At 68.5% G+C, this 19,427-nt stretch carries 16 protein-coding genes; 6 read left to right on the forward strand and 10 right to left on the reverse strand.

Annotated elements, in window-relative coordinates:
- Nucleotides 1–208: 208 nt before the first annotated feature.
- The 6 genes from KF833_07385 to KF833_07410 all read left to right on the forward strand — a co-directional run bounded on the left by KF833_07385 (nt 209) and on the right by KF833_07410 (nt 9,479).
- A complete protein-coding gene (locus tag KF833_07385; protein ID MBX3745117.1) occupies nt 209–1,546 on the forward strand; it encodes a PAS domain-containing protein in 1,338 nt (445 codons plus the stop codon).
- Nucleotides 1,543–2,751: an HDOD domain-containing protein gene (locus tag KF833_07390; protein MBX3745118.1), complete on the forward strand. Its 1,209-nt coding sequence runs from the start codon at nt 1,543–1,545 to the stop codon at nt 2,749–2,751. Before KF833_07385 ends, KF833_07390 begins: the two co-directional genes overlap by 4 nt.
- A complete protein-coding gene (locus KF833_07395; protein MBX3745119.1) occupies nt 2,748–3,902 on the forward strand; it encodes a response regulator in 1,155 nt (384 codons plus the stop codon). Before KF833_07390 ends, KF833_07395 begins: the two co-directional genes overlap by 4 nt.
- A gap of 10 nt (nt 3,903–3,912) precedes the next feature.
- The gene (locus tag KF833_07400; GenBank protein MBX3745120.1) at nt 3,913–5,925 is read left to right on the forward strand and encodes a response regulator; all 2,013 of its coding nucleotides are present in this window, start codon (nt 3,913–3,915) and stop codon (nt 5,923–5,925) included.
- A 231-nt stretch (nt 5,926–6,156) separates the two neighbouring features.
- A complete protein-coding gene (locus KF833_07405) occupies nt 6,157–7,386 on the forward strand; it encodes an MFS transporter (GenBank protein ID MBX3745121.1) in 1,230 nt (409 codons plus the stop codon).
- Between the two features lie 74 nt (nt 7,387–7,460).
- On the forward strand, nt 7,461–9,479 hold the full coding sequence (locus KF833_07410; protein MBX3745122.1) for a c-type cytochrome: 2,019 nt from the start codon (nt 7,461–7,463) through the stop codon (nt 9,477–9,479).
- Nucleotides 9,480–9,641: 162 nt separating this feature from the next.
- Here KF833_07410 and KF833_07415 read toward each other — a convergent pair whose 3' ends face one another.
- The 10 genes from KF833_07415 to KF833_07460 form a co-directional block, all read right to left on the reverse strand.
- Nucleotides 9,642–10,634: a glycosyltransferase family 2 protein gene (locus KF833_07415; protein ID MBX3745123.1), complete on the reverse strand. Its 993-nt coding sequence runs from the start codon at nt 10,632–10,634 to the stop codon at nt 9,642–9,644.
- A 75-nt stretch (nt 10,635–10,709) separates the two neighbouring features.
- Nucleotides 10,710–11,486 (reverse strand): nucleotidyltransferase family protein, encoded by a 777-nt coding sequence (locus tag KF833_07420; GenBank protein MBX3745124.1) that lies wholly within the window; start codon nt 11,484–11,486, stop codon nt 10,710–10,712.
- Nucleotides 11,483–12,061 carry an HAD family hydrolase gene (locus KF833_07425; GenBank protein ID MBX3745125.1) on the reverse strand — a complete coding sequence of 193 codons (579 nt, stop codon included), beginning with the start codon at nt 12,059–12,061 and terminating at the stop codon, nt 11,483–11,485. The genes KF833_07420 and KF833_07425 overlap by 4 nt, the downstream gene beginning before the upstream one ends.
- Nucleotides 12,058–13,218 (reverse strand): class I SAM-dependent methyltransferase, encoded by a 1,161-nt coding sequence (locus tag KF833_07430; protein ID MBX3745126.1) that lies wholly within the window; start codon nt 13,216–13,218, stop codon nt 12,058–12,060. Before KF833_07430 ends, KF833_07425 begins: the two co-directional genes overlap by 4 nt.
- Entirely contained in the window at nt 13,211–14,068 is an 858-nt protein-coding gene (locus KF833_07435) for a sugar nucleotide-binding protein (GenBank protein MBX3745127.1), read from the reverse strand. The genes KF833_07430 and KF833_07435 overlap by 8 nt, the downstream gene beginning before the upstream one ends.
- The gene (locus tag KF833_07440) at nt 14,065–14,745 is read right to left on the reverse strand and encodes a class I SAM-dependent methyltransferase (protein ID MBX3745128.1); all 681 of its coding nucleotides are present in this window, start codon (nt 14,743–14,745) and stop codon (nt 14,065–14,067) included. The genes KF833_07435 and KF833_07440 overlap by 4 nt, the downstream gene beginning before the upstream one ends.
- Before the next feature lie 22 nt (nt 14,746–14,767).
- Nucleotides 14,768–15,430, reverse strand: a complete 663-nt coding sequence (locus tag KF833_07445) for a class I SAM-dependent methyltransferase (protein ID MBX3745129.1) — start codon at nt 15,428–15,430, stop codon at nt 14,768–14,770.
- A 179-nt stretch (nt 15,431–15,609) separates the two neighbouring features.
- Nucleotides 15,610–16,359, reverse strand: a complete 750-nt coding sequence (locus tag KF833_07450) for a class I SAM-dependent methyltransferase (GenBank protein MBX3745130.1) — start codon at nt 16,357–16,359, stop codon at nt 15,610–15,612.
- Nucleotides 16,360–17,324: 965 nt separating this feature from the next.
- The gene (locus KF833_07455) at nt 17,325–18,716 is read right to left on the reverse strand and encodes a HAMP domain-containing histidine kinase (GenBank protein ID MBX3745131.1); all 1,392 of its coding nucleotides are present in this window, start codon (nt 18,714–18,716) and stop codon (nt 17,325–17,327) included.
- Nucleotides 18,697–19,371 (reverse strand): response regulator transcription factor, encoded by a 675-nt coding sequence (locus tag KF833_07460; GenBank protein MBX3745132.1) that lies wholly within the window; start codon nt 19,369–19,371, stop codon nt 18,697–18,699. The genes KF833_07455 and KF833_07460 overlap by 20 nt, the downstream gene beginning before the upstream one ends.
- Between the last annotated feature and the right edge of the window lie 56 nt (nt 19,372–19,427).

Genomic DNA, 19,427 nt, shown 5'->3' on the forward strand with positions numbered 1-19,427 from the left:
CCGGGGACGGCTCGAAGGGTCTATCGGTACGTCAGGTGCGAAGCTTGAATCCGTATGCCGGGGCTGACGACCTGGAGGAGGCGAGGGGACCAAGTGGAGCGGGTTAAAGGATGCCGGAATCCGGACCGATAGTCCCCTTGGCGCAGGACCGTCCCGGAACCCCGGGGTGGGCGTCGCCATGCGGCGCCGGAGAGGCGCCTCGACGACCATGATCGCGGCACCCAACCTTCCTCCGACCCGCCTGACGGACGTGATGGGTGCGCCAGGTGCCGAGGTGCCGGGCGGGGCCGTCGAAGCGCCCTCGGATGCGCTGTATCGATCCCTGATGGAGACGCTGCCGCACAGCGTCTTCCGCAAGGATCGGGCCGGGCGCTTCACCTTCGTCAACCGGCAGTTCTGCGAGACCCTTCGACTGGCCCGGGAAGGAATCCTGGGTCACACGGATGCCGACCTTTTCCCGGCGGCGCTGGCGTCGAAGTTCTCCGCGGACGACCAGCGGGTGATGCAGACGCGGCGGCCGCTGGTCACCGTGGAGGAGCATACGGAACCCGGAGGCGGTCGGATTGTGGTGGAAGTGACCAAGCATCCGCTGCTGGGCGGCAACGGGGAGGTGTGCGGGGTTCAGGGGATGTTTGTGGACATCACGGACAGGGTGGAGGCGGACCGTGAACGCAGGCGGATCGAGGTTCAGCTCAGGCACTCGCAGAAGATGGAGGCGGTTGGGCAGCTGGCCGCCGGGATTGCGCACGAGATCAACACGCCGACGCAGTTCATTGGGGACAACATCCGGTTCCTGAAGGATTCCTTCGAGGACCTGCGTTCGGCGCTGGAGGCGTACGGGCGCCTTTTCGAGGCGGTTCAAACGGGCAGTCCGGTCCCGAAAGCGTTGCTGGACGAAGTCGGCGCATGGGTCGCCCGGGCCGACATCCCGTATCTGATTGAGGAGATCCCCACGGCCCTCCGGCAGTCCCTCGACGGGGTCACGCGCGTGGCGACGATCGTCCGGGCCATCAAGGACTTCTCGCATCCCGGCGGCGAGGACAAGACGCCGACGGACCTCAACCGGGCGATCGACAGCACGCTGACCGTCTCGCGCAACGAGTGGAAGTATGTGGCGGAGATCGTGACGGACTTCGATCCCGGGCTCCCGTGCGTGCCCTGTCTGCCCGGGGAATTCAACCAGGTGATCCTGAACCTGGTGGTCAATGCCGCCCACGCCCTTGGGGACGCCATGAAGGAGCGGGGCGGCGCCAAGGGAACCATCACCGTCCGGACGCGGCGGGCCGGCGATTTTGCGGAGGTGCGCGTCGAGGACACCGGAACCGGCATTCCGGAACAGGCGCGGGGACGGGTGTTCGAGCCGTTCTTCACCACCAAGGAGGTCGGACGGGGGAGCGGCCAGGGTCTGGCCATCGCGCATTCGGTGATTGTCGAGAAGCACGGGGGCTCCATCCGGTTCGAGACCGAATCCGGACGTGGAACGACCTTCATCATCCTCCTGCCGCTCCATGTGGCGGACGAGGGAACCCTGAGCCTGCGTCCATGAAAACCCGGGTGCTGTTTGTCGATGACGAGCCGCTCATCCTCCAGGGATTGCAGCGGATGCTCCGCAGCCAGCGTCATGAGTGGGACATGACCTTTGTCGAGAGCGGCGACGAGGCCATGGCGCGCATGGATCAGCAATCCTTCGACGTGGTGGTGTCGGACATGCGGATGCCCGGCATGGACGGCGCGTCGCTTCTCAACCGGGTGCGGGAACGCCATCCGGAGACGCTGCGATTCATCCTCTCGGGCCATGCCGATCAGGACATGGTGATGCGCTGCGTCGGATCCACGCACCAGTTTCTATCGAAGCCCTGCGACCCGGACGCGCTGCGGACCACCATCGAACGGGCGCGGCGTCTGGCGGGGACACTGCACGGCGACGCCCTGGGGCGACTGGTCGGGCGCCTGGAGCACCTCCCGAGCCTCCCGTCCCTGTATGTCGAGATCGTGGACCGCCTGCGCGATCCGGAAGTCTGCACCGACGATGTGGCGGCGGTGGTCGCCAAGGACGTGGCGATGACGGCGAAGATGCTGAAGCTGGTGAACTCGGCGTTCTTCGGACTTGGCCGTCCCATCGCCAGCCCGGCGGAAGCGGTGTCCTACCTCGGGATCGAGACCATCAAGTCCCTGGTGCTGACGATGCATGCGTTTGCCCAGTACGAGGGGACGTCCGTTCCGGCGGAGTTCATGGGGCAACTCTGGAGTCACAGTCTGGAGGTGGCGGGCGCCGCCAGGACGATCGCAGGGGCGGAGGCCGCCGGCCGGCACATCGAGGAGGAGGCCTTCGGGGCGGGCATGCTGCACGATGTCGGCAAGTTGATCCTGATGTGCAACGTCCCCGACGAGTGCGCGCTTGCGCGGCGCCTGGCGGAGCAGGAATCCATTGCGTTGTGGGAGGCGGAGACCCGGGTGCTGGGGGCGTCCCACGCCGACGTTGGAGGGTACCTTCTCGGCCTTTGGGGTCTCCCCGCTCCGGTGGTGGAGGCCATCGCCCTGCATCACGCCCCGCAGTCGTCGCCCACCCGGGCCTTCGGACCGCTGGCCGCGGTCCACGCCGCCAACCTGCTGGCAAAGCCCGTGAACGGCGTCGCGGCCATGCTGCGGGGGAACCTGGACTCCGAATACCTGGAAGCCATCGGGTGCGCGGCCCGGGCCGGGCACTGGCGCGCCGTCCTTCAAAACCCGGCACCGCGAAACCATCCATGAGCAGTCAACGGATCCTCTGTGTCGATGACGACCCGAACATTCTGGCGGGGTATCAAAGGGCCCTGCGGAAATCGTTTCCCATCGAGACCGCCTCGGGGGGCGAGGAGGCGCTGCGTCTGTTCGAGGCCCAGGGGCCCTATGGTGTGATCGTGGCGGACATGCAGATGCCGGGGCTGTCCGGGATCGAACTCCTTTCCATGGTGGCGGACCGGTACCCCGACACCGTGCGGCTGATGCTGACGGGCAATGGCGAGCAGCGGACGGCGGCCGAGGCGGTGAACCAGGGCCGCATCTTCCGGTTCCTCACCAAGCCCTGCGCCGCCGAGACGCTCGAGGAGGCGCTGCGGGCGGCGATCCAGCAGCACCGGCTGGTACGGGCGGAGCGCGAACTGCTCGAGAACACCCTGCACGGCTCGGTCAAGACCCTGACCGAGATCCTGTCGATGGTGGATCCCGCCTCGTTCGGGCTCGGCCAGGTGCTGCGGGAGGAGGTGCGCCGTTTCCTCGAGTCGCTGGGGCGGCCGAGTTACTGGGAGTATGAGATCGCCGCCATGCTTTCGCAGATCGGGTTTGTGACCATCCCGCAGCCGGTCATCAAACGCATGCGCGAAGGCCACGGGCTGGGCGGGGACGAACGGCGGATGATCGAGCGCGTGCCGCAGGTCGGTGCGGATCTCCTGGCGCCCATCCCCCGCCTCGAAGGGGTGGCACGCGCCATTCTGTACCAGCGGAAGAACTACGATGGCGGCGGCTTCCCGATCGATGACGTGGCGGGAGAGGAGATTCCCCTGGGGGCGCGCATTCTCCGCGTCCTGCTCGATCTCCACGAGGCGGAGTCGCGCGGACTGGCCCGGGGCAACGGGCTGCTCCTCCTGCGCGAGCGGGAGGGCCTGTACGATCCGCGCGTCCTCGAGGCGATGGCCCGGTGTTTTCATGCCCCGCTGCCGACCGAGGCGACCGGCCCGGTCGAGACGCGACTCCTTCGGTTGAGGGATCTCGAACCGGGGCAGGTGCTGGCCACCCAGGTGGAGACGCAGGATGGCACGCTCCTGGTCCCCGCGGGCCGGACGCTGACACCGGTCATCATCGAGAAGATCCGCAACTTCGCCACCATCGCCGGCATCCGGGAGCCCATCGCCGTGGAAACCTGATGCTTCGACCGTGGAAGCTCGCATCGCAAGGGCAACGAACCGGACGGCGCCGGACCGGACAGCGGGAAAGGCGTGGACGCCTGACGCCTCCCGTCGCCGGGCGTGGGCATCGGGGCTGGCGATGGCAATCTGGGCGGGGGTCTGGCTGGCGGTCGGGTTGGGGGCGGTGACCGGGGCGGGAGCTGAACCCGTCCGGACCGGGAGCGCGACTCCCGGGGCCGCGGGTTGGCGGGCGGGATGTCTGCTGGCCACCGGAACGTGCCTGGTGCTGGCCGCAACGATCTGGGCTCTGCATCGCCGCCACGCCCGGAGGACTGCGGAGGCAGCCGCCCGGCTTCGAACGCGGACCGCGGTGCTGGACCGGGCCTTGCAGGAGGAACGGAAGGCCAGTCAGGCCGCGACGGCGTCGGTCCGGGCCCGCAGCACCTTTCTGGCCAATGTGAGCCACGAACTGCGAACCCCCATGAACGCCATCCTGGGGATGAACGGCCTGCTGCTGGACACGCCGATGACGCCGCAGCAGCGGGAACTGGCGGAGGCGGTTCAGACCAGCGGCGAGGCCCTGCTGACGATCGTCAATGACCTGTTGGACCTTTCCCGGATCGAGAGCGGCAACCTGGTGGTCGAGCGGACGGAACTGCACCTGAGGCAGGTCATCGAGAGCGCGGTCGAGGTGGCGTCGGGCCGCGCCCACGAGAAGGGGATCGAACTCGTGTGCCTGGTGCATCGAAGTGTGCCGGCCCATCTCCGCGGCGATCCGAACCGCATCCGGCAGGTGCTGCTCAATCTCGTCGGCAACGCGATCAAGTTCACGGAGCGCGGCGAAGTGGTGGTGGAGGCGCGGCTGGTCCGGGATGAGGGAGCGAGTGTCGAGGTGCGGATCGAGGTCCGGGACACCGGGATCGGCATGGACGCCGGGATGGTTGCCGGGCTGTTCCAGCCCTTCACCCAGGCGGATGCCTCGCCCTCGCGGCGGTTCGGTGGCACCGGGGTGGGACTGGCGATCTCGGAGCGCCTGATCGATCTGATGGGAGGCACGATCGGGGCCAGAAGCCAGCCGGGCGAGGGATCGACCTTCTGGTTCACCGTGCGGCTGGACCGACCCGAATCCACGATCCAGGAAACGGGACCGGACCTGGTGGCGTCGTTTGCCGGCGTTCAGGTGCTGCTAGTTGAACCGAACGCCGCCACGCGCCGCATGCTGGGGCATCACCTGGAAACCTGGGGCATGATCAACGGCCTTCATGCCAGCACCGGCGCGGAGGCCCTGGCCGCCCTGCGGGCCGCCCGGGCCGGCCGCCGGCCGATTCCTGTGGTGTTGGTCAGTCATGACCTGGCGGACATGGATGCCTTCTCGCTGGCACGAAGCGTGCGCGAGGAGAAGGGGCTTGAGGAAACCCGCATGGTTCTGTTGACGGCCTTGACGCGGCTGCTGGATGCGGGGCGGTTGCAGAGGGCCGGGTTCGATGCGTGGCTGACGAAGCCGGTCCGACAATCCCACCTGCTGCACGCCTTGCGGGACGTGCTGGTACCGGGCGGGACGGCCTGGCCGACAGCGTTGAGCCCGGCGAGGCTGGCGCACTCGGGCGAGCGGTCCTGTGAGGATCTGTCCGGACTCCGCGTGCTGGTGGCGGAGGATAATCCGCCCAATCAGGTCTTCGCCCGCCGCCTGATGCTCAAGCTGGGGATCGACGCCCTGGTGGTGTCCGACGGCGCAAAGGCGCTCGATGCGCTCCATTCCCATCCGTTCCACCTGGTGCTGATGGACTGTCACATGCCCGGCATGGACGGATTCGAGACGACACGGCGGATTCGGCGCAGCCGTCAGCCGTGGGCCTGCATACCGATTGTGGCGGTGACGGCGGATGCCGTGGAGGGCACCCGGGAGCTGTGTTTCGAGGCGGGGATGGATGCCTACGTGACCAAGCCGCTGAAGACCGACGAACTGCTGTCGGCGATGCGCCAGGTGCTGGCCAGCGCCTCGGCGGGGACGGCGCGACGCGGTCGTGAACCGGACAGGTGACGGCACGGTGCATCCCCAAGTTGTCGGTACCGAGCCAGCGACTCGGAGGGACGAGCTCCGCGAGTCCTCAACCCAACGCTCCACACCGTTGCGGCCTCGTGGAACTCGGCCCTCCGAAGCGCCATTTGGCGGAGTTCGCACCTCTGCCCGCAACTCCGGGAGGCACTGGTGACGGCACGGATTTCCGGGGAGGGATTGCGGGAGGGCGGGCGGGCGCCCTAGGGTCAGCCGGTGAACGACGCCGAACGCACGGCCTTGACGTACCGGCTGGAGCGTTGGCGGGCATTGAGCAGCGGAATCCTCGAGACCGCCGGCACCACCTTCCTGCTCCTCATCGCCGTGCGCTGGTTCGAGGCGGGAGCCTGGTCCAAGGCCCTGGTTGCCGCCGGCAGCAGTGTGGGGCTTCTGCTGACGCCCCTGGTGGTGGCCTGGGTGGCTCGAAAGCGCCTGCGTCCTTCGGACGCTGCCCGGCGATTGCTCAACGCGGGAGCCGTGTCGTTCCTTGCGCTGGCGATGGTTCCCAGGCTGCCGCTGTTCGTGGCCGGTTCGGTTCTCGCCATGGCCACCTTCACCGCGGTGGTGCCCCTGCTCACCCACATGTACCAGGAGAATTACCCGGCCGCCGAGCGGGGCCGGTTGTTCTCGCGCACGGTCGTGATCCGCATCCTTGCGGCGGCCGGGTTCGCCAAACTGGCCGGGTTGTTTCTGGCGGAGGACATGGCGCGGTTCCGCTGGCTGCTGGTGGTCTTCGCAGGGGCCTGCCTGGCGGCGGGAGAGCTGTTGCGCCGCTGCCCGACGGCGCCGCTCCACGACGACGGCGGACGACACCCGTTGAGGGCGATGCGGTTCGTGCGCGAGGACGCGGTGTTCCGGCGGACGCTGATTGCGTGGATGCTGATGGGGTTCGCCAACCTGATGATGCTGCCGCTGCGGGTCGAGTACCTCGCGCATGAGCGGTACGGACTGCAGCTTTCCGCCGACCGCATCGCCCTGTACACGGCGGTCCTGCCGAACCTCGCCCGGGTGGTGATGAGCCCGGTCTGGGGTTGGGTCTTCGACCGGATGAACTTCTTCGCGCTGCGCGTCACGCTGAACGTTGGATTCCTGGTGGGGATTCTCGCCTTCTTCACCACCGGCAGCCCGACGGGACTGGTCGTCGGATCGCTGGTGTACGGCGTTTCCAACGCCGGCGGCGACGTGGCATGGAGCCTGTGGGTCACCAAGTTCGCCCCGCCCAACCGGGTCGCCGACTACATGGCGGTCCACACCTTCTTCACCGGGTTGCGCGGGGTTCTCGCCCCGCTGACCGCCTTTCTGCTGGCCGGCCGGGTTTCCCTGCCAACCCTGGGCTACTTCGCCGCCGCCCTGATTGCCATCTCCTGCCTGGTCCTGCTGCGTGAACTTCCCCGAAACCGACGTCACGCGCCCCCTCCACCGATGTCCGGCGATCCGATCCGATGAAGTCCCCCTGCGCCCTTCCCGGAAGTTCCCGTCAACCTGCGTGGAGCGATCCGCCAGCGTGCCGCCCGAATCGCATGCGATCGCGGCCTCTGCGCGGCGGGTCGGGTCCCACCCTGCCGCCCGATCGCGTGCGCCACCCGGCCCGGACCCGCGGCGCGCGTCCCCGCGGATTCACGCACCTGATGGTCCAGATCCTGGTCGGGCTCATCGTCGCGCCCGTCTGCGGCGCGGACGGTCCCGGACTTCTGCTGGAACTGTCCGCCGGCTCGGACCGCGATCTTCGTGTCGCCTCGAACGTCTGGCTGCGGGTGGCCCCCGGGGCAACTCCGAGCCCATGGCTGGCGCCGGGGCCGTTTCAGGCCGTCTGGTCGGGAAGTCTGGTTCTGGATCTGCGCGGCACGTACCGGTTTCAGGCTGAGGTTCTGGGCGATTTCACCCTCGAACTCAATGGGACCACGGTGCTGTCCGCGCCGGACGCCAGCGGCCCCACTCCGTGGTCCGAACCGGTGCGGCTTCGGCAGGGCCCCAACACGCTCCGGGCCACCTTTGCCAGGACCGATGCCGTCACCGAGGCGCGCCTGCGCTTGTCCTGGCAGGGCCGCGGCGTGACGCCCGGGCCCATCCCGACGACGGCGTTGCTTCCTCCGGAGTTGCCCGTGGACTTCGAACGCCTTGAACGGATTCGTCGTGGCCGGGCGGTCTTCCTCGATCGTCGCTGCGGTCAGTGCCATGAACCGGACGTGAACCGACCGGTCCCGGAACTGACGCTGCCGGGACCGACCTTCCAGGATATCGGCAACCGCCGGTCCGAGGCTTGGATGGCCCGTTGGATTGCCGGGGCCTCCCTGGAACGTCCGGGGGCGACCATGCCGCGCCTTGTCCACGGGCCGGAAGGCGACGCCGAGGCACGGGCGATGGCCGCGTGGCTGGCTTCGCTCCGCGAGGGTCCGCCCCCCATGGCGCGCCCCGGGAACGCCGCCGTCGGGCAGACCCTGTTCAAGGAACTCCGCTGCGACGGGTGCCATTCGGTGCCGCAGGGACCGACGGATCTCTCGTTGATCGCACTCGACGATGTGGCGACCCGGTTCGAGCCCGGGGCGCTGGCGGGTTTTCTCATGCGGCCCGAGGCTCACCATCGCGGGACGCGCATGCCGAACTTCGGATTGAGCGAAGCCGAGGCGGACCACCTCGCCGCATGGCTGATGAACGGGGCCGGGCCCGGGCGAGGCGCCGTTCCGTCCGCCGACCCGGCGCTGCGGGAGCGGGGCCGGACGCTGGTGCAGACGCGGGGATGTCTGGCATGCCACGAGGCGGCGATCATCAACTCGTACCGCGCCCCCGCCCTGTCCGCGTTGCACGCGGACTCATGGAACCGGGGCTGTCTTGCCGACGACGACGGCGGACCCCGGGGAAACCGGGCGCCCATCCACGCACTGACCGCCGGGGAACGCGACGCGCTGCGGGCCTGGGCCACCACCGATCGAGCCTCCCTGGGGCGCCACGTGCCGGATGAACACGCGGTCCGCTGGATCGAAACGCTCCGTTGCGGGGCGTGCCATGACCAGGGCGGAGGGATTCCGAACCTGGTCCACACCGGGGAGAAGCTGCGGCCCGAATGGGTCCGCGAGTTGCTGGCGGGCGAAGTGGCCCATCCTGCACGCCCCTGGCTTGCGACACGCATGCCGGCATTCCCGGCCTACGCGAAGGGTCTTGCCGAGGGGATGGCCGCACGGCACGGACTGCCGCCGGTGTCGCCGGTCGAACCGCCGCCTGATCCGGATGCCGCGGAGGTGGGTCGGCGGCTGGTGACGTCCGAGGCGGGGTTTTCCTGCGTCTCGTGCCACGCCATCGGGTCGCAGGCGCCGACCGCGGTCTTCGATGCCTACGGCATCGATTTTGCGCGCAGCGCGGCACGGCTGCTCCCGGACTTCTTCGTGCGATGGATGCTGGATCCGCTGGCGATCGACCCCGTCACCACGATGCCGAAGTACTTCGATGAACACGGCGACAGTCCCCTGGGCGACGTGTACGGAGGCGACGGTCCGCGCACGATCCGCGCCCTGTGGGAGTACCTGCGTCTTGGTACGCCCTGAGCCGGCCCCCTGCCGGCGACGCGGCTGCCGGGGTCACATCTCTGAATTTGACAATTGGCGGGTGACGCCGGGCATGGGAGTCCAATTGTCAAATTCAGAGATGTGACCCCTGGGTTGGGGTTTTGGCGGATGAAGCCGGGTGTGGAAGTCCAATTGTCAAATTCAGAGATGTGACCCCGGGGTTGGGGTTGGGGGGGGCGAGGGGGAGCGGCGGCCGTAGAAGGTGCGGGCGGCGAGGCGGGCGAGGGCGGGGGGCAGGATGCGGCGGCCGGCGACTTCCGCGGTGCGGCGGAGGGCGTGACGCAGGAACGGGGGGGTGAGGAACGGCCAGTGACGTCGCCGCCCGAGGGCCACCCGCAAGGCGGGCCAGCCGAAGCTGCCGACGAGGCCCGAGGCACGGATGGCGGGCGCCACGTCGGCATAGGTCGCGCCTCCGAGCAGATCGAGGAAGAGGTCGAGCGTTTCCCGGCGTTCCCGTCCGGACCGCGCCGAATGGTAGTAGGAGGTGGGCGAGGTGTGGAACACGGAGAGAACCTCGGGCACGTGACAGACGCCGTGCCGGAACCCGACAACCCAGGTGCTGAAGCAGTCGGTGAACCAGCGGAGTTCCGGGATCCAGCCGCCGGCGGCGCGCAGGGCCGGGGTCTTGAACAGGGCATGCTGGGCGGCGATGGACAGTCTTCCCTGACGGCTGAGGCCGATCATGTCGCCCGGGGACAGGTAACAGGCCTCGGCCGGCATGCGGGTGCCCTGGAACCAGGTCAGGCCGGTGGCTTCGCAGCGCCATTCGCAGAGGCCGCTGACCGCGCCGGCCCCGGGGTGACGTTCGAGCAGGGGGAGGGTGCGCTCGAAGATGCCGGGCAGCACGCGGTCGTCGGCGGCGAGGAACCCGACGTAGTCCCCGGTGACTTCATCGAGACCGCGATTGATGGTGGCGCAGACGCCGAGGTTGCGTTCGTTGCGCAGGACACGAATCCGGTTCGATCGGCGGGCGTAGTCCTCGATCACGGCGAGGCTGTGGTCCGTGGAATCGTCGTCGAGGACCAGCACTTCGTCGGGCGGACGCGATTGTTCGAGGACGGCGTCGAGGCATCGCGGCAGGAGGGACGCGTGGTTGTAGTTTGGAATGACGATGGAGACACGCAGTCGGCTCATGGGCGCTGGGGTCTTGAATCCAGAGGGTCCGGCATCGGCCGGGACGGGACGGGACGATCGGGAAGGGGGCGGAACTCAAGCATGGGATTCGAGATCGGGAGGAAGGGCGACGCCGTCCCGGACCAGCGGTATGACGGGCCAATCGGGTGTGGCCACGAGGGCCCGCGCCTCGGCCAGACGTTCGGGCGAATCGATGGCGCAGCGGCGTCCGGTGAGCGGCACGGCGTGGAGCCGGCCGGAACCGACGAGGGGTGCGAAGACATCGCGGGGCAGATCGCAGGGGGCGCGGTCGGGCAACTGTTCGAGCAGTTCGGTGGAGCCGATGCAGATCCCCGAATTGACCCAGGGCGAGGCGACCTGCTGGCGTTCGGCCTCGGCGGGGCGTTCGAGGAAGCCGATCACCCGGCCCGAGGGATCGAGACTGACGACGCTGTTCGAACGGGCCCGGTGGTGGACGAGGAGGGTTGCCAGGGCCTGCTTTTCGCGGTGGGTCCGGATCAGGGCGTTGAAGTCCTGGTCGGTCAGCACATCGCCGTACTGCACGAGGAAGGACGACTCACCGCGGAAGAAGTCCGCCAGGCGCCGCACGGCGCCGGCCGTCCCCAGAAGCTGTTCCTCGTGCGAATAGGTCAGGCGCAGGCCCCAACGGGAGCCGTCCCCGAACCAGTCCTGGATGATCTCGGGCCGGAAATGGAGATTCACCGCGATATCGCGGAAGCCCTGGGACTGGAGGTGGGCGAGCAGGTAGGCCAGCAGGGGATGACCCCGGAGGGGCAGCATGGGTTTGGGCCAGTCGCGGGTGAGCGATCCCAGCCGCGTGCCGAATCCGGCGCAGAGGACCAGGGCCTTCATGGTGGATCGAGGATCCAGTCGGCGGCGGAAGGCAGGCCGCTGCAGGTGTGGTCCGGGCGGAGGCCGGGAGCGATCGGGTCCCGGGTCACGATGAGGGGTTCGGCGTGGCGCCCGGTTTCGACCAGCACGGTGCGACACCCTGCCCGTGCGCCGGCCGCGACATCGGTGAGGCGGTCGCCCACGAGAAAGCTGGCGGTCAGCTCGACGGCATGATCGGCGGCGCCGCGCAGCAGCAGCCCGGGTCTCGGTTTGCGGCAGTCGCAGTCCAGCCGGTACGCCTCGACGGTGGCCTCGGGATGGTGCGGGCAGAAGTACAGGCCATCGAGCGGCGGACCTCCGGAATCCCGCAGCATGCCTGTGAGGGCATCGTGGATGCGCCGGACGTCGTCCTCGCTGGCGAGGCCGCGGGCCACGACGGCCTGGTTGCTGACGAGGATCAGCCGGAAGCCGGCCTCGCGCAGACGTCGCAACGCCGCGGGCACGCCCGGCAACAGCCGCAACTGCCGTGGGTCGGTGAGCAGGTGGACGTCCTCGATGAGGACCCCGTCGCGGTCGAGGAAGACGGCGCGGTTCATGGGGTCACGATGTCCAGGTTGCGACCGACGTTCCGAAGCCGGGTCGTCACTTCACCGGCGAGCACGGCGGGAAGGGCGACGAAGACGGTACTGCCCGGAGGCACGTCGGACGGGGCCAGGATGGGGCGGCCGAGGTGGGTGCGGCCGTGCCGGGTGGGATCCTCGTCCACGAAGAAGCGTGCCGCCCCCCCGGTTTGGGCGTCGAGCCAGGTGGCGGCGATGGCGGTTCCGAAGAGTCCGAATGACGGCCGGCTGACGAGTGGCTGAACCCGGGCGAGGATGGCTTCGAGCGAGGTCCAGCCCTGGAAGACTTCCCGGGAAGAGTCTTCGGGCAGGCGCAGCGCCGGGGTGGACCCGGGCGCTACGGGACGGCGTCCGACGACACTCACCTCCTTGGCGACCCATTGGTGGGTGGCGACGACCGACTCGAATCCGGCGGCGGCGACCACGCCTGCGAGGAGGGGCGGTGCAAAGTGGGAGCAGTGGTCGGCCACCAGCAGCATGGAGGGGTTCTGGCCGCAATCCGGCACCTCGACGAGGAGGAGTCCCCCTGGACGGAGCAGGGACCGCAGGCCGTCGAGGAAGGACACCGGATCGGGGATGTGTTCGAGGACGTGGATGAGGGAGATGACGTCGTAGGCTCCCGCCAGTTCGGGGAGGGGGCCGGTATGCAATCGTTCGACGCCGGGGATGGCCTCGATGAGGGAACGGTACTTGTCGTTGACCTCGGTGCCGGTCAGGGCCCAGCCCGGCACCGCACGGCTCCAGGCGGTGAGGAACGACCCGTTGCCGCAGCCGATGTCGAGCAGGCGTCCCGTCTGTGGCAGCGTCACGGCCTGGCGGAAGGCACGGATCAGGCGTTCGGAACGGGGTTGTCCGACGCCGCCGGTTCCGCCGAAGACCCGCTGTTCGGAACCGCCGCTCTGGTGGTAGATCGTGTAATCGCGGTAGATCCGGTCGGCATCGTCGCGCCAGGCATCGGTGACGGCGGTCTGGACGAGGCCGCAATCCCGGCACCGGATGAGGCGGCCGCCCTGGGGCCAGGGTTTGCAGTCGGAGGTGACCCGGTGAAAGGCGGCGTAGGCGGCGGCCTCCTCGATATGGAGCGAGCCGCAGGCGTGGCACTTCAAGGGTTCGGCGGGGGCGGATTCAGGCATCGGGAAACAGAACGTGATCCAGTGCAGCGAGCGACGGGGGAAAGTGCAATCCGAGTTCGCGTCGGGCGCGGCTGGCGTCGAGTGCGGCGTGGGCCGGGGCGTCCTCGACCGGGTCCGCGACGACGGGTTCGACGAGGGCGGGATCGGTGCCCAGGCGGAGAGCCAGGTGCCGCGCGATTTCCGCATACGTGACCTCGTCGTCGGCGGAGAACTGCCAGACCCCCGCCCGCGCCTCGCGCGCCACTGTCAGCAGGCCCTGGATGGCAAGGTCGAGGGGGATGAGGGAACACACGCGGTTCGAGAACGGGCGGATGATCCGGCCGGCGCGCAGGGAGGCGATCCAGTTCCGGAGCAGGTCCCAGTCCGGATGCAGCACCTTGGTCAGGCGCACCACGGCCACCGCGTCGGCCAGTGCGGCGAGAGCCGCTTCGGCGGCGGCCTTCTGGCGCCCATATTCGGTTTGGGGAGACGGGGGATCCCCGGGAGCGGGACGGGGTCGGGAGCCATTGAAGACCAGGTTGGTCGAAGGGAAGACCACGAAGATGCCGGCGCGGGCGAGGGACTCGGCCAGGGCGACGGTGTGGGTGACATTGATGCGGCGGGTGCCCGCGGGGTCGGAGCGGCAGGTTTCGAGGCGGGTGACCGCTGCGCACAGCAACGCGGCCCGGAAGGCTCGGGGCGGGAGCCAGTCCGACACCGGGTGGGCGAGGTCGAGATGAAAGCCGGACGGGGCGGGCGCCGGGTCGCGGCGGGTGGTGTGGGCCATCGGCAGGCCGCGCCGGCGGCCTTCCTCGATCAGGGCCGCACCAAGCCGACCGTCACCGCCGACCACGAGGATTGCGTCGCTCACGTTGCCTTGCGATGGCAGCCGAGGGCCCAGAGGTAGTGGGCGAGGGGCGGAAAGCCGGTGTGCACCACCTCGTCGTTCATCGAGAACAGGAAGACCCGATGGAAATGGCGTTCGAGGAGGGAGCGCATGCCTGGGGCGTCCTTGCAGTTCACGTGTCCCTCGCGGCTCGGCGCCGAGGCGTAGGCCTGGGAATGGATCGAGGGCGAACCCAGCAGCACGGCGCCTTCGGGCCGGATCGAACGCGCGAGATGTTCCAGGAAACGGTCTTCGACCTCGGGCGGGATGTGTTCCAGCACGTCGATGGCGTAGGCGCCGTCGAAGTCCCCTCCGAGCGGCCCGGCGAGCATGTCGTGGACCTGGTAGGTGACATTCCAGCGTCCGTCGTTCCGGGCCTGGTTGCGGCGGATGAAGACCGGATCGAAATCGGTGGCCACCACCTCGGGGACTTCCTGGCGGACGACGCGGGAGCCGAAGGCATCGGCGCAGCCGACCTCGAGGACCCTGCCCATGCCGGAGAACATCTTGGCGACGAACTTGTAGCGGGAGAGGACGAAGAGAAGGCGGCGCGGGTCGTCCTGCCAGACCTGGCTGCTCATCAGGCCGAGGGTTTCGAGGCCCTGCTGGCGCTCGCGTTCGAGGAGGAACTGGTACTGGGCTTCCTGGGTGAGTTCGGTCATGCGTGGATCCGGGAGGTGCGGGTTACTCGAAATAGATGAAGGACCAGTCGCCCTCGTAGCCGCACCGCTGGAACCACCATTCCCATTCCTCGGGGGTGTAGAACCCTTCGCAGGTGAGCTGCCAGTACAGAAGGTTCACCTTCTCCTCCTCGGTCCGGTAGGACTCGACGCAGACGTACCGGTGCCGGCGGCCGACGCGCTGCATTTCGCGCAGGGCCCGGTCGAGGTCGTAGCAGTGGAGGTTGTGGAGCGTGTTGATCGAGAGGACAAAATCGAACGAGGCGCTCTCGTAGGGCAGTTCCTTCGCGTGGCCGACGTCGAGGAAGGGCCGGACCTCCTCCTTCGCGTTCTCGATGGCGTACTGCGAGATGTCCAGACCGCGGACCTCGATTCCGGGGACCGCCAGGGTCAGGTCGTGCAGGAGGAAGCCCTTGCCGCAGCCGACGTCGAGCACCCGGTGACCGGGCTGCAGGCCGTAATGCCGCGCCATGGCCTCCGCGACCGGGCGCCAGCGGCCGTCGTAACGCATCCCCCCATACCCCACCTTCCGGTCGCCATCCCAGTAGTCGCGATCGAACCGCCGGGCGATCCGGGCAGCCTCGGCCTTGGGAAACTCATTGACCCGGCCGAGGTAATCCCGCGCGGTGCGCTTGTGCAGGACGCTGATGAAATCGACGTACGCCATGGTGCGTGCCCCGGATCAAACGGCATCCCGGACCGAATTGCAGCACCGGCTTTTCGGGCTGATGCGGGCGCGGGGTCCAGCTTCACCACCCTGCATCCCCCTTCGGAGGAACGAGCTCTGCGAGTCGGAATCCCAATGCTCCACTTCCCTGCGGCCTCGTGGAACTCGGCCCTCCGAGTTCACTCCTTCGCTTCACGTTGGGGGGACGGGCTCGGCGAGTCCGGGTCGTCCGGCCGTTCGATCAGGACGGCGCAGTTCCAGGCGAGGAACTCGCGGAGCAGCGGGATGCGCATGATCCAGGCGAACCCGGTGTAGTACCGGGGTGCCACGGCGCGGACCCGCACGTGGGGCAGGCGGCGGAGGTCCCGCAGCGTCCGGCCGATGTAGGTGGGGTACAAACCCGCATAGGGAATGTGCTGGCGCCGGCCGGGCCGGAAGAAGTCATAGACCCGATGCCCCACCCGCGGACCGAGATAATGGAACGGGCTGAAGTCGTGTCCGCCCCAGGGTGAAAGCCAGTTGGTCCAGCTCAGGAACAGCACACCGCCCGGGCGGAGAATGCGGTGCATCTGCGCCAGAAAGGTGTCCGGACGGGCAAGGTGCTCGAACACATTCGAGCAGAGCACGACATCGAATTCGCCCAGCAGCGAGAGATCCTCCTCGCCGACGGTCAGGCGCCGGAAGGGATGCTGCCGCCATTCCGGACGCAGCGATTCATGGCAATCCGAGAAGGTGACTTCGCACCCGTACGGGAGCAGTTGGGCCCCGAAGATCCCACTGCCGCAGCCGAGGTCCAGCACGCGGGTGCCCGGCGCGAAGGCGACTCCCTGTTCCCGCATCCACCGCAGCGCGTCCTCCGCCTGCATCACGTAAAAGGCATCGTCGTCCCGATGCCGGAGATGATGGCGGATAAGGCGGTGGATGATCATGGGACGACGGATTGCGCCGCCGGGCTTCCAGCATGCGACCGGGGCGACGGGGCCTTCAATCCTCCAGAGGCGATGATGCTCGAAAGGGTGTGCCTGCGGGTTGGAGAGATGGGTTCTGCGACCCCTGACGGGGTCATGAGCGAGGTGGGACTTCTGACCGGGGGTCGAACCCGCGGAGCCGGGCTCGACCCCCGGCTAATCTCTGGAAACCCTCCGGGTTTCCGGGAGCCGATGGAAGGGGAAGCTTCCAGGGGGGGGGGAGCATGGGATTGCGGACTCGCGGAGCTCGTCCCTCCGAAGGCTGAAGCGGAGGGGTGAGATCGGAGGGACCGTTGAGTGTACACGCTTCAGCGTGAGCCTCACGACTCCGCCCCGACACGCTAAAGCGTGCACACCCAACAGAGGCCGACCCAGCCTCTGCTCCCAACGTCCCCGCCCTGCCAGCGCACCTCAGACTTTGCAGCGGGTCTCGTAATCGTACTCGTGCTCGTGCTCGTGCTCGTGCTCGTGCTCGTGCTCGACGTCGCGCTGCCCAGTTCGCATGCGGAATGGGAGGTCCGAACAGGATCGAACCCATCGGGCCAGCCATGAGGCGACGCTTATACGGTGTGGCTGCGGGTCGAGGACGATGACGAGGACGAGTACCGCCCTTCGGGCTGAGTACGAGGATGGAGGGGGGTGCGATGGGATTGCGGACTCGCGGAGCTCGTCCCTCCGAAGGGTGGAGCGGAGGGGTGAGATCGGAGGGGCCGAGTTCCACGAGGCCGCAGGGGTGTGGTGCGATGGGATGAGGACTCGCGGAGCTCGTCCCTCCGAAGGGTGGAGCGGAGGGGTGAAATCGGAGGGCCGAGTTTGACGAGGCCAAAGGGGAGTGGAGCATGGGGATGAGGACTCGCGGAGCTCGTCCCTCCGAAGGGTGAAGCGTGGGGGGTGAATCCGGAGGGCCGGGCTCTGCGAGGCCGAATTCAGCGCAGGGGCAGGCGGACTTCGAAGATGGAACCGCGATCGGGGACGCTGTGGACGGCGACGCGTCCGCGGTGGGCTTCGACCAGGGCCCGGACGACGCTGAGGCCGAGGCCGAGGCCGCGCTGGGAACGGCTCTTGTCGCCGCGGTAGAGGCGGTCCCAGATGCGGGCCTGTTCCGCGGGCGGAATGCCCATGCCGTTGTCCTGGACCTCGATCACCGCGTCGGGCGGGGCGGCAAAGGCGCGGAGACGGACGGTGCCGCCGGCCGGCGTGTATTTGATGGCGTTGTCGAGGAGGTTGGCGATGACGGGGCGGAGCCGGGCGGCATCGACGGGGGCGATGCAGGGTTCGCCGGGTTCGAGGACGACCGATACGCCGCGTTCCTCGGCCACATAGCCGTAGAGGTCCACCACTTCGGCCAGGACGGCGCGGAGATCGGAGGGAACGCGGTCCAGTCGCATGGTGCCGGTTTCGGCCTCGGCGACATCGAGGAGGACCTTGAGCATTTCGAGGACGCGGTCGGATTCCTCGACGCAGTCGGCCAGGGCCTCGTGGGCGGAGGCGGAATCGGGCGGGTTGCGCAGCGCGAGTTCGGCGGTGCCCCGGAGGCGGGCGAGAGGGGTGCGCAGGTCGTGGGCGACGTTGTCGAGGGACTCGCGCAGGCCCCGGATGAGGGAGCGGTTGCGTTCGAGGAGCCGGTTGAAGAGGCGGGCCAGTTCGTTGAGTTCATCCTCGGAGGGGCCCACGGGGACACGGGCATCGAGATTGCCGGTGCGAAGGATGGACTGCGCGGTCTCGACCATCTCGCGCAGGGGCCGGGTGGCCCGGTGCGCGAGGAGGGAGCCTCCGAAGATGCCGAGGGCGACGACGGGAAGCATGACGCCGAAGAAGGCGCGGCGGAACGGGTCGAGGAGCGCATCGCGGCTGTCGGTGATGCGGCCGACCTCGATCCATGAGCCGTCGGCCAGTTGGGCCACGCGATAGACCAGGTCGCGTTCGGCATCGCGGGGCACGCGCAGCCAGACTTCGCGGCGGTAACGGCCGGGTCCGATTTCACGGGCGGCGACCTCGACCCAGCCGGCGGGGACGGACAGGACGACGGACGGTCCGCGGAGGCCGGTGAAGCGGACATAGGGGACGCGGCCGCCGCGCAAGGACTCGGCCTGGAGATAGTCGCGCAGGCCGCGCAGGCCGCGGTCGGCGTAGATGAGGACGTATTCCTTGATCTGGGACTCGACCAGTTCGCGGTCCTTCCTGCCGACGGTGGCGTAGAGGAGGGCGTAGGTGAGGAGAAAGAGGACGACGGTACTGCCAATGAACAGAATGGCGTACCAGAGGTTGAGCCGGAAGGTCAGCGACCGGCGGATGCGTTCAAGCGGCCTTGAGGACATAGCCCACCCCGCGGATCGTGTGGATCATCCTGGTCGGGAAATCGCGGTCGATCTTCTGCCGGAGGCGGGAGACGAGGACGTCCACGACATTGGTCTGGGGATCGAAGCTGTAGTCGTACACGTGTTCGAGGATCATCGTCTTGGTGACGGCACGTCCGGGATGGCGCATGAGGTATTCGAGGAGGGCGAATTCGCGCGGCTGCAGTTCGACGCGCTGACCGGCGCGGGTGGTTTCGCGGGTGAGCAGGTCGAGTTTCAGGTCGCCCACTTCGAGCCGGGTGGGCTCGGCGGCCTGGGTGGCGCGGCGGATCAACGCCTGGATGCGGGCCAGCAGTTCGGAGAAGGCGAAGGGTTTGGTCAGGTAATCGTCCCCGCCGGCCTGAAGTCCGCGAATCCGATCGTCCACGGACGCCTTGGCGCTGAGGAAGATCACGGGGGTCGTGGCGCCCTCTCGGCGCAGACGCTGGACCAGGCGGATGCCGTCGAGCCCGGGCAGCATGACATCGACGACCGCGGCGTCGTAGGGAACCGTCGCGGCCAGCACATGGGCCTCGTTGCCGTCGCGGCAATGATCCACGGCGAATCCGCTCTGCTTGAGCCCCTTGACCACGAACGAGGCGATCTTGGGATCGTCTTCGACAACGAGCACGCGCATGGGCGGCAGAAGGGATGGAGGCTGGCGACCCGGTCGGGATGCCGGAGCCGGCGTGG

Source organism: Verrucomicrobiia bacterium (genome assembly GCA_019634625.1).
Lineage (GTDB): Bacteria > Verrucomicrobiota > Verrucomicrobiia > Limisphaerales > CAIMTB01 > CAIMTB01.